Raw genomic sequence first — 14507 nt, 5'->3', positions numbered from 1 at the left:
CTGCCCTGTTGATTGATCGGGCTTGACGTGATCGCATGATTCTTACCCCACGCATGACGAAGCGTAGGGTTGATATCAACGGCGATCGTTGAGGAGGTCGTGGGCGGTGCTCGCACGATCGGTACGAACCCCACTGATCATCAGCGTTGGCACAGGCATCGTCCTGGTCAGTGGCACCGCGGCAGCCATCGCGGAGACGACGGACAGCACGTCCCCCTCAGCGTCCCCGTCGAACTCGGACTCGGCCACCCCGACTCCCCCGCCGCTGGCGATTGAGTTGAAGTTCGCCAGCGTGCCGAGCACGGTGACGCCGGGCGCAAAGGCGTCGATGGAGGTCGTCGCAACGGCGACCGGCGGTGACGTGAAAAACTTCGAGCTGACGCTCGACGCGGACCGGAGCGCCTCGGCGACCTCCGTCGCCAGCGGTTCGACCGTTTACAAGACGACCCTGTCTAAAACTCGACACATCGCCATCGCCGTCAAGATCCCATCACAGGACAAAAGCGGCAAAGTGACGGTGACGGCGTACGCAGCGGGGGATGGCGTCACCGAGGTTTCGAAGCAACAGGCACTTACGGTGAAGAAGGCCGCGTCGCCGTCGCCGTCACCGTCGGCAACGAAGTCCGGTGGCTCCAGCAGCGGGTCAAGTAAGAGCGGCAGCTCCAGCGGGAGCAGCAGTAGCAGTAGCAGTGGCAGTTCGAGCACGTCGAACCTGCCTAGCGGGTTGGGTAAGTCGTCCGGGGCCGGGGCTACGCCGTCGGTCGCTCCCTCGAACGATCCGGCCGTGTTGCCCTCGATCGCGCCGACGCAGGCGCCGTCGACCGCGCCGGTCGTGAACACCGGCAACTCCCAGCAGATGCGCGGGACCACCGACGCCGCCGACGAGCTCACCTTCGACAAGCTCGCCAGCACCCAGGCGGCCTGGCTCGCCGCGCTGCTCGTCGCCTTCTCGCTGCTGCTGACGCAGGTACGCCTCGGGCGGGCGAACGCTCGCTCGCCGAAGCAGAAGGGCGCGCACCGCAGGACGCGCCGTTCCGGCGGCGCCGCGCACTAGTCCCAGCGAACCGGCCGCCGGTACTACAGGACGCCGGGGCGCATCAGTTCGTGGCAGGCGATCGCCGCGGCCGCGACCACGTTGAGCGAGTCGACGCCGAGGTCCATGGCGTCGCCGCTCATCGGGATGCAGACGGGTTCGTCGGCCTCGCGGAGCCAGCGGGAGGACAGGCCGTCGCCCTCCGCGCCGAGCATCAGGGCGACCCGCTCGCCCAGCGGCGCCTTGCCGATCGGCGTGGCCGACTGGTCCGGGGTGAGCGCCAGCAGCGTGAACCCGGCCGCGCGCAGTTCGGCCAGCCCGCCGTGCCAGTCGGTCATCCGGGCGTACGGCACGGCGAAGACCGCACCCATCGACACCTTGACCGACCGCCGGTACAGCGGGTCCGCGCAGCGGGGTGACAGGACGACCGCCTCGACGCCGAGGGCCGCGGCGCACCGGAAGATCGCCCCGACGTTGCCGTGGTCGACGAGGTCCTCCAGGACGAGGATCCGCCGTACGCCCGGCAGGAGCGCGCCGACGGACGGCAGCGGCAGGCGTTCCATCGACGCGAGCGCGCCGCGGTGCACCGGGAACCCGGTCACCGCCTCGGCCACCGCGTCGTCCACGACGTACACCGGCGCGTCGCCGAGCACGTCGGACAGGGGTTCGACCCAGCGATGCGCGGCCAGCACGGACCGCACGAGGTGGCCCGTGGCGATCGCCCGGCGGATGACCTTCTCGCCCTCGGCCATGAACAGGCCGTGCTCGGCCTCCAGGCTCTTGCGGAGGTTCACGTCGCGCAGGCGGGTGTAGTCGGCGAGACGCGGGTCGGCCGGGTCGGCGACGGGGATCAGGCGGGCCATGCCCCCAGTATCGCGGCCTCCACGGTGAAGACCGTGCTCCGCTCGGCCAGCGGTCCTCCTCCATCGGAGAGAGTGACCGCCGGGGCGCGCCCTTTGATCCCCTCGCTCCACTCGGCCAGGGGTCCTCCTACATCGGAGAGAGCGACCGCCGGGGCGTGCCTTTTGATTCCCTCGCTGCGCTCGGTCAGGGCAGCCGGAGTTCGGTGAAGAGGGCGCGGTGGTCGCTGGCGGGCTGGAGGTAGACCTTCACCCGTTCGATCGCGCAGCGCCGGTCGGCGAGCACGTGGTCGATCGTGATCGGCGGCCAGGGGCGGAACGTCGGCACGAGGCCCTGTCCGGTCGCGTCCGCGGCGTCCGTGAAGCCCTCCCCGATCAGGCGGCGCAGCGGTGCGTGGTCGAGTGTGGCGTTGAAGTCGCCCGCGACGATGCCGACCTCCCCGTGCGGGGTGGGCGGCGGGATCTCCTTCAGGTCGTGCCGCCACCTCGCGGCGTCCGGGCCGAGCGGCGCCGGCGGGTGCGCGGCGGTGAAGCGTACGGGCGCGGCGTCCGGCACCCGCACGATCGCGTTCACCATCGCGAACGTGGTGGGTCCGCGGTCGGGCTGTTCGGTGAGCGGATAGCGGGAGTACAGGCCGGTGCCCTCGGGGCCGCCGCGCGGGTCGATCACCCGGTACGGCATCAGGCCCTCGATGCCCGCCGCGTCGAGCCGCTCGGCCGCCGCCGGGGTGAACTCCTGCACGCTGAGGATGTCGGCGCCGGTGCGCCGGACGAGGTCGACCAGGCCCTCGTCGCCGGCCTGGCCGAACTTGAGGTTGGCGGTGAGGATCCGCAGCCGCGGGCCGGCCGCGTGCGGCTGCCCGCCGCCGAACGCCCTGGGCAGCACGATGCCGGCGTACACCGCGGCGACGGCGACCGTGACCGCGAGCGCGACCCGGTCGCGGGTCAGCGCGGCGACGGCGAGCGGGATGACCACGCCCGCCGCGACGTACGGCACCACGGCCATCGCCGGGATCAGGATCGAGGAGAAGGAGGACAGCCGGTCGACGCCGACGAGGCGGGCGACCGCCCACAGCAGCCAGACGGCCACGAGAATCCAGGTGATCACCGTTGTCCACCGCCGTCGCGTGACCGGGTGTGCCGTCGCGTCGTCGTCCCGTACGGTCGCGAGTCTCGTCATCTGCCGCTCCCCCGTCGACGTGGGCCCCTGCCCTACTGTGCACGACGAAGCTGACCGGCGGGTTCAGGTTCGCCCGTATACCAGACCGAATCCGTTGACGCCACGTGGGCGGGCCGTCACCGGCGCTCGCCCGCGGCGATCGGGTCAACCGGCCGTGACCGGGTTCCTTACCGCCTCCTTTCCACGACGGCGCAGCGCATCGGCCCGGAAGTCAACTCACGGGCGCTCACCGAAGTTGGTTTCTTTACCGGCGAGCAAGGTTTCCAGTCATGACCGGGCCGCGTTGACCTGCGGAAAGTTCTCACTGGCCTCTTTGGTCACATCGGGAAGGGGAGGCTACAGTGCCGCTCTATATCCACCCATCTCCCGCGAAAGAGGACATCGTGAGCGGACGTCGCCGCAAGGAGGAGCCCTCAGGCGGCACGCCGGAGGAGGGGTGGCCGGGCCGTCCGGTGCCGCCCACCGGCGCGAACTCCGGCGACACGGGTCCTCAACACCCGCCGTCCCAGCGGGATCCCTTCGGCGCGAGCGGCGGACGCGACCCGTACGGCGGTTACCCGAACGACCCCGCGGGCGGTGGCGGGTACGCGGGCGGCCCGGCTGACGACCGGGGCCCCGGGCAGGGGCGCGACGGCTACACCGGACCCGGTCTCGGCCGGTCCGGTGTCGGCATGGCGGCCGGCGGGTACGGCGGCTCGGACTTCCGCAGCCAGGGATACGGAAACTACGGAGGGCCGCCGAACGGTCCGGGTCAGGGCCTTCCCCCCCAGGGCGGCCCCGGCGGCGCGGGCCAGGGCGGTCCGGGTCAAGGCGGTCCCGGACAGGGCGGCCCCGGTCAAGGCGGTCCGGGTCAAGGCGGCCCTGGTCGAGGTGGCCCCGGACAGGGCGGCCCCGGTCAAGGTGGCCCCGGACAGGGCGGCCCCGGTCGAGGCGGCCCGGGTCGAGGCGGCCCCGGTCAAGGCGGCCCCGGGCAAGGCGGCCCCGGTCAAGGCGGTCCCGGGCAAGGCGGTCCCGGGCAAGATGGCTTCGGGCAGGACGACTTCGGGCAGGACGGTCACGGCCGCGACGGTCGGAGACGGCGCGGAAGCGGACGCGACGAGGGCGTCCGCCGCCGGGCGGGCTCGGCCCCGGGCGGCGGAGGGCGGCGCCGCGCCGCACGCCGCCGGTCGCTCAGCACGCTGATCGGCCCGCTCGCGGGCGCCATCGGCCTTGCCATCCTGCTCGGCGCGGGCGCGTACGCGCTCGCGGGACCGCGGGGCTGCGGCAGCCACGCGATCAAGCTCAACGTGGCGGCGGCGCCGGAGATCGCCCCGGCCATCAGCCAGGTCACCAAGTCCTTCGACGACGCGCGGCACTCGGTGAACGGCAAGTGCGTGCAGGCGACGGTCAAGGCGTCCGACCCGGCCGGCATGTCCACCGTGCTGTCCGGCGGAGGGTCCGTGCCGGGCGAGGCCGACCCGGACGTGTGGATCCCCGACTCCTCGCTGTGGGTCACGCTCGTACGCAGCACGGCCAAGGGCGCGTCGAGCGTGCATCTGACCCCGACCTCGCTGGCCAAGACGCCGATCGTCGTCGCCACGTCGCGGACGTTCGCCAACAAGATCCACAGTGAGGGCATCCGCCCGACGTGGGACATGCTGCTCAAGGCCACCGACGCGCTCTCCGCGGGCGCGGTGAGCAAGAACGACATGCTCCCCGCCGACTCGGTGCACCTGCAGATCCTCGACCCGAACCGCAACGCGGGCGGCATCGGCGCGGTGGTCATGACCCGCGAGCTGCTGCAGGGCGACCCGAACGCCGACCCGATCTTCACCCAGATCGTCCGCAACGTGCAGAACAGCCTCTCGCCGACGCCGCAGGCCCTGTTCGCCAGCTTCCACCGCGACCTGCACGGACGGGCGCCGGTGGTGATCGTGCCCGAGCAGGCGGTGTGGAAGTTCAACCGTGGCAACCCCTCCGCTCCGGCCACGGCGCTGTATCCCAGCGAGGGCCTGCTGAGCCTCGACTACCCGTTCACGCTCGCCACCGACGACGAGGACAAGGTGAGCGCGGCCGGCCTGCTCGAGCAGGCGCTCGGCGGCACCGAGGCGAAGAACGCCGTGCGCTCGCTCGGCTTCCGCACCCCCGACGGCCATCCGGGCGACGGCTTCACCACCCAGAACGGGCTGAGCCCGCGGGTGCCGCGCGCGCTGCCGACCCCGGCCGTCGGTGACGTCACCGACGTCATGCAGGCGTGGACCAAGCTCTCGCTGCGCACCCGGATGCTGACTCTCCTCGACGTGTCGGGGTCGATGGCCCAGCCGGTCGGGAACGGCCTGACGCGCATGCAGGCGACCGCGCAGATCGCGCAGAACGGCCTCGCGATGCTGCCCGACGACACCGACCTGGGGCTGTGGACCTTCTCCACGAACCTGAACGGCGCCCTGGACTACCGGACCGAGGTGCCGATCGGACCGTTGTCCACGCGTCTGGGTTCGGGCACGCGAAGGCAGGCGATCCTGTCCGCTCTCGGCCGCGTACGCCCGAAGCCGACCGGCAACACCGGCCTGTACGACTCGGTACTCGCGAGCGTGCGGTCGCTGCAGAAGACCTACAAGCCGGGCTACTACCACTCCGTCCTCGTGCTGACCGACGGGAAGAACGACGACGTCCACGGCATCTCCCTCGCCGGCCTGCTCAGCACGCTGAAGAAGGAGGCCGACCCGGACCGGCCCGTCGAGGTCGTCTTCATCGGCTTCGGGCCGGACGTGGACATGTCCGCGATGCAGAAGGTCGCCGCGGAGACCAACGGTGAGGCGTTCCACGCCCTGAAGCCTCAGGACGTGCAGCGTTTCCTGCTGGAGACGATCGCGCGGCGCATCTGCGCGCCGCAGTGCCACTGAAATCGCCAACACGAGTTCATATCGGTCTAATCATTCGCGAGAGGATTTTCTTGGAGTAGTGGCAGGATCCTGTAAACCAGGCTCCCGGCTGCGGCGTCTTGTACATGAAGGAGGCCCGACGGGAGCGGGGCGTCGGGCCTCCTTCTTCACTTCCGGGGGCCTGTCCGGGCATGACACTCTCGGGAGGACCCTGTGGCCGGTTGGCCCAGTCTCGGCCGTGTAGAGGATCGTCGGCTGGCGCAGTCGCTGCGCGACGGTGACGCCGCCGCACTCGCGGAGATCTACGACTTCTACGCGCCACGCCTGTTCGACTACTGTCACGCACTGCTCCGCGACCAGGACCTGGCCGCGGACGCCCTGCACGACTCGCTCATCGCGACGCAGGAGCACATCGGCAAGCTGCGCGAGCCGGAGCGTTTCCGCAGCTGGGTCTATGCCATCGTCCGCAACGAGTGCCTGCGGCAGCTCGCCGACCCGGAGCGGCCCGAACACGGCCACGCGGCGCCGGAGCAGAACGAGGACGCCTTCCTCGACGCCGAGGAGCGTCAGCGGCTCGAGGAGACCCGGCAGCTCGTGCACAGCGCCCTCGCCGGGATGGCCGCCCGCCACCGCGAGGCGATCGACCTGTCCGCGCGGCACGACCTGTCCGCCGAGGAGCTCGGCGGCGTGCTGGGCATCTCGTCCCAGCAGGCGACCGAGCTGGTCGCCCAGGCACGCGACGACCTCGACAACTCCCTCGCCGCCGCGATCATCGCACGTACGGGACGCGGCGACTGCCCGAGCGTGGCCGCGCTCGTGAACGAGGACGAGTGGCCGCTGCCGCAGGACGTCGCGCGCAAGCTGATCCGCCACATCGAGTCCTGCCCGGTCTGCCGCGACCGCCGCAAGCGCAAGGTCTCCACGAACCGGCTGATGCAGGTACTGCCGGTCGCGGCGATCCCGTCCGACCTGCGGATGGCGGTGCTGTCGCTCGCCGAAGCGCCCGACCAGCACGAGAACCGCACGCGCATCGCGCAGCGCGCCGAGCCGTTCGACGTGTGGGGCTGGCCGACCAGCCTCGAACGCCGCGCGCAGCCGGCCCGCAAGGAGAAGCGGGGCGACGGGACGTCCTCGCACCTGCTGCCGGCCGTCGCGGTGGCCGCGTGCGTCGTGCTCGTCATCGGGGCGATCTTCCTGCTGACGGGCGGCGGGTCGGACACCCCCAAGAACCTGAACAACAAGGTCCCCGGCGACGCCGCGGCCGCTCCCCCGAGCGACAGCCCGTCGGACTTCCCCTCGCCGACCGACAGCGTCGAGCCGTCCCCGTCGAAGACCAAGCACTCGCCGTCGCCCACTCCCACCAAGCACACGCCGACGCCGACCCCGACCACCCACCGCCCGGCCCCGCCGAAGACCCACAAGCCGGCCCCCAAGCCGACGCCGGGCACCCTGTCCGCCGACGGCACGTGCGACATGGACACGGGCACCACCTGCACCGTCACGGTGACGGCCGTCGGCGGTCTAGTGTCGTGGAACTCCTCGACCTCCGGTCCGGTGTCGGTCTCCCCGTCGAGCGGCAAGCTTGCGAAGGGAAGGTCGGTGCAGGTCACGGTGACTCGGAGCGAGGACACTTGTTCAGGGACGACCAGGAGCGCCACAGTCTTCTTCTCGCCGAACGGTTCCTCCAACGTCACCTGGTCCTGCTTCCCCATCGGCTGATCGTCACGGTATTTACCTGATCGGTGGGGCAGTGCCAGGATGCGCACATGACCCCCGATGCCGCCACCTTCAAAGCGGCTCGCGACTTCCTCCTGGCGCGGGCCGAAGACTACGACGCCGCACGCAACGGGTTCCGATGGCCCGACGCGCCCGGCCTGAACTGGGCCGTGGACTGGTTCGACGGCGTGCTCGCCGCCGAGTCGCCGGACGCCCCGGCGCTGTGGATCGTGGAAGAGGACGGCTCGGAGACCAAGCTCACGTTCGCCGAGCTCGCCGGGCGGTCGAGCAGGGTGGCGGGCTGGCTGCGGAGCCACGGCGTCGCACGGGGCGACCGGATCCTGCTCATGCTCGGCAACCAGGTCGAGCTCTGGGAGACGATGCTCGCCGCGATGAAGCTGGGCGCCGTCGTCATCCCGGCGACCACGCTGCTCACCCCGGCCGACCTCACCGACCGCATCGAACGCGGCGGCGTCCGGCACGTCGTCACCGGCGCCGGTGACACGGCCAAGTTCGACGGTCTCGCCGGCGAGTGGACGCGGATCTCGGTCGGCTCGGCCGAGGGCTGGCTGTCGTACGAGGACGCGTACGGCGCCGAGCCGTACGCCGGGGGTGAGGAGACGACGCACGGCGAGGACACGCTGCTGCTGTACTTCACCTCGGGCACGACGGACAAGCCGAAGCTGGTCGAGCACACCTACGCGTCGTACCCGGTGGGTCACCTGTCCACGATGTACTGGATCGGGCTGCGCCCCGGCGACATCCACCTCAACGTCTCCTCACCGGGCTGGGCCAAGCACGCGTGGAGCAACTTCTTCGCGCCGTGGAACGCCGGCGCCTGCGTGCTGGTCTTCAACTACACACGCTTCTCCGCGCCCGCGATGCTCGATGTGCTGAAGCGCTGCGAGGTCACGAGCTTCTGCGCCCCGCCGACCGTGTGGCGCATGCTCATCCAGGAGGACCTGTCCGCGTGGCGGCTCCCGCTGCGCACGGTCGTGGCGGCCGGCGAGCCGTTGAACCCGGAGATCATCGACCAGGTGCGCAAGCACTGGGGCCTGACCATCCGTGACGGGTACGGCCAGACCGAGACGACGGCGCAGATCGGCAACTCCCCCGGCCAGCCGCTCAAGCCCGGCTCCATGGGGCGGCCGCTGCCCGGTTACACGATCGCCCTGATCGACCCGGCCACCGGGGAGAAGGGCGACGAGGGCGAGGTCTGCATCGACCTGTCCGACCGCCCGGCGGCGCTGATGGTCGGCTACCACGGCGACGCCGAGCTGAACGACGCGGCCATGGCCGGCGGCTACTACCACACGGGCGACGTCGCGACGAGAGACGCGGACGGCTACATCACGTTCGTGGGCCGTACCGACGACGTGTTCAAGGCGTCGGACTACCGCATCTCGCCGTTCGAGCTGGAGAGCGTGCTGCTGGAGCACGAGGCGGTGGCCGAGGCCGCCGTGGTGCCCGCGCCCGATCCGGTACGCCTCGCGGTGCCGAAGGCGTACGTCAGCCTGGCGGCCGGGCACGAGCCGACGGCCGAGACGGCGCGCGCGATCCTCGCCCACTGCCGGGAGCACCTCGCGGCGTACAAGCGGGTGCGGCGCGTCGAGTTCACGGACCTGCCCAAGACGATCTCCGGCAAGATCCGCCGGGTCGAGCTGCGGGGGCTGGAGGACGGCGAACGCCGCTCGGAGGAGTTCCGCGAGGAGGACTTCCCCGACCTGAAGAGCTGAGGGGCCGGAGGGTCGAGGGTCACCGGTGACCGGTGACCGTCCGTCATGGGACTCGCGGCAGATCGCCGGATCTGACAACGCTCGGTAGCTGATCATGACTTAATTGCCATTAAATCCTCCAAAGTAGCTGTAAATGGTGGCAGGATCCTGTGAACCCACGCACCGGGTGGGGCGTCTGTGACCTCGTGCCCCACCAGTTCAGCAGGAGGACTCAGTGGCCGCATGGCCGAGTATCGACAGGGCCGCCGACCAGCGACTCGCGCAGTCGCTGTACGCCGGTGATCCCAACGCCCTGCCGGAGATTTACGACTCGTACGCCCCACGGCTGTTCGACTACTGCCACGTCCTCCTCCGCGACCAGGAGGCCGCGGCCCAGGCACTGCACGACTCCCTGATCACCGTCCAGGAGCGCATCGGGCGCATCACCGACGCGCGCCTGTTCCGCGGCTGGCTGTACGCCGTGACCCGGGAGGAGTGCCTGCGCCGCCGCGCGTACGGCGAGGCGCCCGCCGAGCGCCAGCGCGCGCCGGAGGCGGACGGGGCCGAGGCGGACGAGGCGACGCGCCGGCTCGTGCACGCGGCGCTGCTCGTGCTCAACGGCTCCCAGCGGGAGTCGCTCGACCTGTTCCTGCGGCACGAGCTGGACCCGCACGAGCTCGCCGAGGTCCTCGACGTGACGCCGCACGAGGCGTCCGTGCACGTGGCCCAGGCCCGGCACGACCTGGACGACGCGTTCGCCGCCGTGGTGGTGGCGGCGACCGGGCGCGAGGACTGCCCGAGCGTGGCGGCGCTGGCCGGTCCGCCCGACGCGCCGTTGGACACCGAGTCCTGCGGGAAGCTCGCCCGCCATATCGCGAGCTGCCCGATCTGCGGCGAACGGGGCAGCCGCAAGGTCGCCACCGCGCGCCTCCTGAACGCCATGCCTGCGGCGGCCCTCCCCGCCGCGCTGCGCTCGCGCGTGCTCGGCACGGCCGCGGCCCCCGAGCTCGCGGAGCTGCGGGAGACGATCGCGATGCGCGCCGATCCCGCGCCCGAGCCGGAACCCGTGCCGGAGCCGGGGCCGGAGCGCAGGGGCTCGCGCCTGTGGCCGGTCTTCGCCGCCGTCGCGTGCGTGCTCGTGATCGTGATCGGGGTGTTCCTCCTGCTGCCCGGGTCGGGCCAGGAGAAGACGAGTGGCCAGCAGCCCATCGCCGCGCCGAGCGAGTCGTCGTCGGCCGACGACCGGCTTCCGTCGGACTCGGCCGCGCCCGAGCCGTCCGCCAGCGACACACCGAGCCCGACCCCGTCCAAGTCGAGCAAGACCCCGACGCCGACCCCGAGCACGACGAAACCGCGCACCCACCACCCGAAGCCGAAGCCGCCGCAGCAGCCGGGCACGCTGTCCGTCTCCGGCTGCCACATGTCCGGCACCCGCCACTGCTCGGTGACGGTCACCGCCAAGGGCGGCCCGGTCACCTGGAGCGTGACCGGGACCAGCGGCAGCATCAACGCGGGCGGCGGCGGAAGCCTCAGCGCGGGCGGACACGCCTCGGTCACCGTCACGAGGACCGACAGCTTCTGCTTCGGCAGCGGCAGCGGCTCGGTGACGTTCGACTCGGGCGCGTTGGCGAACGTCACCTGGAGCTGCTGACCGGCCCACCGGGTGGTCCGGCGCCGCGGGCCTCAAGTGGCCCTTCTGTCCGGTCGTGCCGGGCCGTACGGTCGGGCGCATGAGTCTCATCGACAAGGCCGCGCGGCTGCGCGAGCTGCACCAGAGCGGGTCGCTTCTCATCCTGCCCAACGCGTGGGACGCCGCGAGCGCCCAGGTGCTCGCCGCCGCCGGATTCCCGGCGCTCGCCACCGCCAGCGCCGCCGTGTCGCGCGTGCTCGGCTACGAGGACGGTGAGGGCGCGCCGCCCGAGGAGATGTTCGCGGCGGCGGCCCGCATCGCGCGCAGCGTCGACGTGCCGGTCACCGTCGACGCCGAGTCCGGCTACGGGCTGACGCCCGCGGAGCTCGCCGAGTGCCTGCGGGAGGCCGGCGCCGCCGGTTGCAACCTGGAGGACACCCTGCACGGCGAGGCGGCCGGCGAAGCAGCCGGTGAGGAGCGCCGGATGGCGGGGCACGTCCTGGCGGACCTGAAGGCGCAGGCCGACCGCATCCGTGAGCTGCGGGCGGCCGATCCCCACCTGGTGATCAACGCGCGCACCGACGTGTTCGAGGACGGCGCGCTGCCGGGCGCCTCGCCCGCGGAGATCCTCGAAGAGGCGGTGGCGCGCGGCCGCGCGTACCTCGACGCGGGGGCCGACTGCGTGTTCCCGATCATGGTCACGGACGAGGCGGCGATCGGCGCGCTGGTCGAACGGCTTCCCGGACCGGTGAGCGTCCTCTACCGGCCCGGCATGCCGTCACCGGCCCGGCTCGCCGAGCTGGGCGTGGCACGGGTGACGTTCGGGCCGGGCCTGCACCGCGCGACCATGGCCGTGCTCGGCGACCTCGCCGGGCGGCTGCGGGACGGCGCCGCGCCGTACTGACCCGCTTCCGGCCTCGGCGATGTCACTTGCGTGCAATCGCGATCACATCGCGATCAAACGCGCCACAGTCGCTCTCAATGCTGGCAGGATCCTGTGTTCCCACGACCGGTGGGGACCCCTGTGACCTCGTGTCCCATAGTTCAGCAGGAGCACTCGTGGCGGGATGGCCGAGTCTCGACCGGAACGCCGACCGGCGGCTGGCCGCGTCGCTGGACGCGGGCGACGCCGACGCCCTGCCGCAGATCTACGACGCGTACGGCCCGCGGCTGTTCGACTACTGCCACGTCCTCCTCCGCGACCAGGAGGCCGCGGCCCAGGCCCTGCACGACACTCTGATCATCGTCCGCGAACGCGCCGGGCGGCTCCCGTACGCGCTGTTCCGCGGCCGGCTGTACGGCGTGGCACGGAAGGAGTGCCTCCGCCGCCGGGCGGACGCCGCGCCGCCCGCCGAGCGCCTCCTCGTCCCGGAGGCGGCCGGGGCCGAGGCGGACGAGGCGACACGCCCGCTCGTGCGCGCCGCCCTGCACGTGCTCAGCGCCGCTCAGCGCGAGGCGCTCGACCTGTTCCTGCGGCACGAGCTCGACGCGGACGAACTGGCCGAGGTCCTCGGCATGTCGCCGCACGAGGTGTCCATGCACGTGGCCCAGGCCCGGCACGACCTGGACGAGGCCTTCTCCGCCGTCCTCGTGGCGGCGACCGGGCGCGAGGAGTGCTCGGGCGTGGAGGAGCTGGCCCCGCCGGGCACGCCGCTGGACACGACCACCTGCGGGCGGCTCGCCCGCCACATCGCGAGCTGCCCGATCTGCGGCTCGCGGCGCGACCTCACGGTCACCAACGCGCAGCTGCTTCAGGCCATGCCCACGGCGGCCCTCCCCGGCACGCTGCGCTCCCGGGTGCTCGACACGGCCTCGGCTCCCGCGCTCGCGGACCTGCGGGCGACGATCGCGCGGCGCGCCGATCCCCCGCCTCCCGAGCCCGGGGCCGTACCGGAGCCCGACCACGCCGGACGGCGCCGCTGGCCGGTCGTCGCCGCCGTCGCCTGCGTCCTGCTCGTCGTGAGCGGCGTGTTCCTCCTCCTGCCCGGGCCGGGCCAGGACGAGGCGAGCGGCCGGTCCGCGCCGAGCGGGTCGTCCTCGGCCGACAGCCCGCTGGTGGGCTCGCCCGAGCCGGCCGGCGGTCCGACGCCGAGCCCGACGCCGGTGAAGAAGACCCCGAAGCCGGCTCCGCCGACGCCGTACACCCGGCGTCCGAGCTCGCCGCAGCGGCCGGGGACGCTGTCGGTGACCGGCTGCCACATGCCCGGCACCCGGCACTGCTCGGTGAAGGTCACCGCCCGGGGCGGCCCGGTCGCCTGGCGGGTGACCGAAACCACCGGCACCGTCACCGCGAGCGGCGGCGGAAGGCTCCGCGCGGGCCAGAGCACCTCGGTCACCGTCACCCGTACCGACCGGTTCTGCATCGGCGTTCCCAGCGCGTCGGTCACCTTCAACGCGAACGTGACCGCCACCGTCACCTTCAGCTGCTGACCGCGGGTGCGCGGCCGGTCAGAGCGCGCCCTCGTCCAGGACCTGGTGGGCGCGGTCGAGGTAGACCGGGACCGACGCGCCGATCCGGTCGAAGCCCTCGCCGACGGTCGCCTTCTGCAGGTACCGCGCGTGGATGCCCTCGAGGATGACGGCGAGCTTGAAGCAGCCGAACGCCACGTAGAAGTCCAGGTGGGACAGGTCGTGGCCGGTCAGGTCGGCGTACCGGCCGGCGAACTCCGCCCGCGTCAGGAAGCCGGGCGCCGAGGTCACGGTCGAGCCGACGGCGGTCGGCGTACGGTCGGCCTCACCGGCGTCGGCCCAGTAGGTGAGCGTGAGCCCGAGGTCGGACAGCGGGTCGCCGAGCGTGGACATCTCCCAGTCGACGACCGCGGCGATCTCCGGCTCCGGCCGCAGGCGTACGAGCGCGTTGTCGAGCCGGAAGTCGCCGTGCACGAGCCCGGTGAGCCCGTCGGACGGCAGCCGCTCGCCGAGGCGCCGGACGAGCCGGTCGTACGCCTCGTCGGTCCGCCCGCCCTCCTCGGCCGAGTGCGAGGACTCCCACTGGCGGCACCAGCGCTTGAGCTGCCGGGCCATGTACCCGTGCGGCCGGCCGAAGTCGCTCAGCCCGGCGCGTTCGACGTCGAGGAGGTGGATGGCGGCGAGCGCCTCCGCGAGCCGTTCGGACAGGGCGCGCGCCTCCGCGGCGGTGACGTCGGCGGCGTCCTCGGGGGTGCGCATGACCCGGCCCTCGACGTGGTCCATGACGTAGAACGGCGCGCCGATGACGTCCTCGTCGGTGCACAGGGCCAGGGGCGCCGGGACCGGCACGTCGCTGCCGGCGAGCGCCGAGAGCACGGTGTACTCGCGGCGCATGTCGTGCGCGGTGGGCAGGACGTGGCCGAGCGGAGGGCGGCGGAGCACGACGCGGCGGTTCTCCAGCCGGACGAGATAGGTCAGGTTGGACCGGCCCCCGGCGAGAAGGTCGATCCCCGTGATCGTCCCCTCCCCCGGCAGCGCCTCCGCCAGCCAGGACGACAGGTGAGGAACGTCGATTCCAGGGACGGACACCTGATCGGTCATGG

13 protein-coding genes are annotated in these 14507 nt (G+C 72.3%); 7 read left to right on the top strand and 6 right to left on the bottom strand.

Annotated elements, in window-relative coordinates; translation table 11 throughout:
* Positions 1–75 precede the first annotated feature (75 nt).
* Together QSK37_RS38035 and QSK37_RS38030 are read right to left on the bottom strand one after the other, a co-directional pair.
* Complete coding sequence (locus QSK37_RS38035; RefSeq protein WP_285630731.1) at positions 76–303, bottom strand: hypothetical protein; 228 nt, start codon at positions 301–303, stop codon at positions 76–78.
* Positions 304–435: 132 nt separating this feature from the next.
* Positions 436–840 (bottom strand): hypothetical protein, encoded by a 405-nt coding sequence (locus QSK37_RS38030; protein ID WP_285630728.1) that lies wholly within the window; start codon positions 838–840, stop codon positions 436–438.
* Between QSK37_RS38030 and QSK37_RS38025 the strand changes: the two genes are divergently transcribed.
* Positions 833–1054, top strand: coding sequence for a hypothetical protein (locus tag QSK37_RS38025; RefSeq protein WP_285573919.1), 222 nt, complete (start codon positions 833–835; stop codon positions 1052–1054). The genes QSK37_RS38030 and QSK37_RS38025 overlap by 8 nt on opposite strands.
* Positions 1055–1077: 23 nt before the next feature.
* On the opposite strand, the gene QSK37_RS38020 is transcribed toward QSK37_RS38025, so the two are convergent.
* From QSK37_RS38020 to QSK37_RS51905, 3 genes are all read right to left on the bottom strand, one after another.
* Positions 1078–1896: a TrmH family RNA methyltransferase gene (locus QSK37_RS38020; RefSeq protein ID WP_285630726.1), complete on the bottom strand. Its 819-nt coding sequence runs from the start codon at positions 1894–1896 to the stop codon at positions 1078–1080.
* Positions 1897–2080: 184 nt separating this feature from the next.
* Positions 2081–3073, bottom strand: a complete 993-nt coding sequence (locus QSK37_RS38015) for an endonuclease/exonuclease/phosphatase family protein (protein ID WP_285630724.1) — start codon at positions 3071–3073, stop codon at positions 2081–2083.
* 413 nt (positions 3074–3486) lie between these two features.
* Positions 3487–4131, bottom strand: a complete 645-nt coding sequence (locus QSK37_RS51905; RefSeq protein WP_432705642.1) for a pentapeptide repeat-containing protein — start codon at positions 4129–4131, stop codon at positions 3487–3489.
* Positions 4132–4359: 228 nt separating this feature from the next.
* On the opposite strand from QSK37_RS51905, the gene QSK37_RS51900 reads away from it, so the two are divergent.
* The 6 genes from QSK37_RS51900 to QSK37_RS37985 all read left to right on the top strand — a co-directional run bounded on the left by QSK37_RS51900 (position 4360) and on the right by QSK37_RS37985 (position 13425).
* Positions 4360–5955, top strand: a complete 1596-nt coding sequence (locus QSK37_RS51900) for a substrate-binding domain-containing protein (protein ID WP_432705639.1) — start codon at positions 4360–4362, stop codon at positions 5953–5955.
* Positions 5956–6147: 192 nt separating this feature from the next.
* The gene (locus QSK37_RS38005; protein WP_285630720.1) at positions 6148–7653 is read left to right on the top strand and encodes an RNA polymerase sigma factor; all 1506 of its coding nucleotides are present in this window, start codon (positions 6148–6150) and stop codon (positions 7651–7653) included.
* A gap of 47 nt (positions 7654–7700) precedes the next feature.
* Positions 7701–9386, top strand: a complete 1686-nt coding sequence (locus QSK37_RS38000) for an AMP-binding protein (protein WP_285630718.1) — start codon at positions 7701–7703, stop codon at positions 9384–9386.
* 214 nt (positions 9387–9600) lie between these two features.
* Positions 9601–11016, top strand: a complete 1416-nt coding sequence (locus QSK37_RS37995) for an RNA polymerase sigma factor (RefSeq protein ID WP_285630715.1) — start codon at positions 9601–9603, stop codon at positions 11014–11016.
* A gap of 79 nt (positions 11017–11095) precedes the next feature.
* Positions 11096–11899: an isocitrate lyase/PEP mutase family protein gene (locus QSK37_RS37990; protein WP_285630712.1), complete on the top strand. Its 804-nt coding sequence runs from the start codon at positions 11096–11098 to the stop codon at positions 11897–11899.
* 155 nt (positions 11900–12054) lie between these two features.
* Positions 12055–13425 carry an RNA polymerase sigma factor gene (locus QSK37_RS37985; protein ID WP_285630710.1) on the top strand — a complete coding sequence of 457 codons (1371 nt, stop codon included), beginning with the start codon at positions 12055–12057 and terminating at the stop codon, positions 13423–13425.
* Positions 13426–13443: 18 nt separating this feature from the next.
* On the opposite strand, the gene QSK37_RS37980 is transcribed toward QSK37_RS37985, so the two are convergent.
* The gene (locus tag QSK37_RS37980; RefSeq protein WP_285630707.1) at positions 13444–14505 is read right to left on the bottom strand and encodes a phosphotransferase family protein; all 1062 of its coding nucleotides are present in this window, start codon (positions 14503–14505) and stop codon (positions 13444–13446) included.
* Positions 14506–14507: the final 2 nt, after the last annotated feature.

It is taken from the genome of Actinoallomurus iriomotensis, assembly GCF_030269445.1.
In the GTDB taxonomy this organism is placed as follows: Bacteria; Actinomycetota; Actinomycetes; order Streptosporangiales; family Streptosporangiaceae; genus Actinoallomurus; species Actinoallomurus iriomotensis.
This window is presented reverse-complemented; position numbering and strand designations above follow the sequence as displayed.

Coding starts and splice junctions, on each gene's coding strand:
- QSK37_RS38020 (WP_285630726.1), bottom strand. CDS start 1,896: ATGGCCCGCCTGATCCCCGTCGCCGACCCGGCCGACCCGCGTCTCGCC.
- QSK37_RS38015 (WP_285630724.1), bottom strand. CDS start 3,073: ATGACGAGACTCGCGACCGTACGGGACGACGACGCGACGGCACACCCG.
- QSK37_RS38000 (WP_285630718.1), top strand. CDS start 7,701: ATGACCCCCGATGCCGCCACCTTCAAAGCGGCTCGCGACTTCCTCCTG.
- QSK37_RS37990 (WP_285630712.1), top strand. CDS start 11,096: ATGAGTCTCATCGACAAGGCCGCGCGGCTGCGCGAGCTGCACCAGAGC.
- QSK37_RS37980 (WP_285630707.1), bottom strand. CDS start 14,505: ATGACCGATCAGGTGTCCGTCCCTGGAATCGACGTTCCTCACCTGTCG.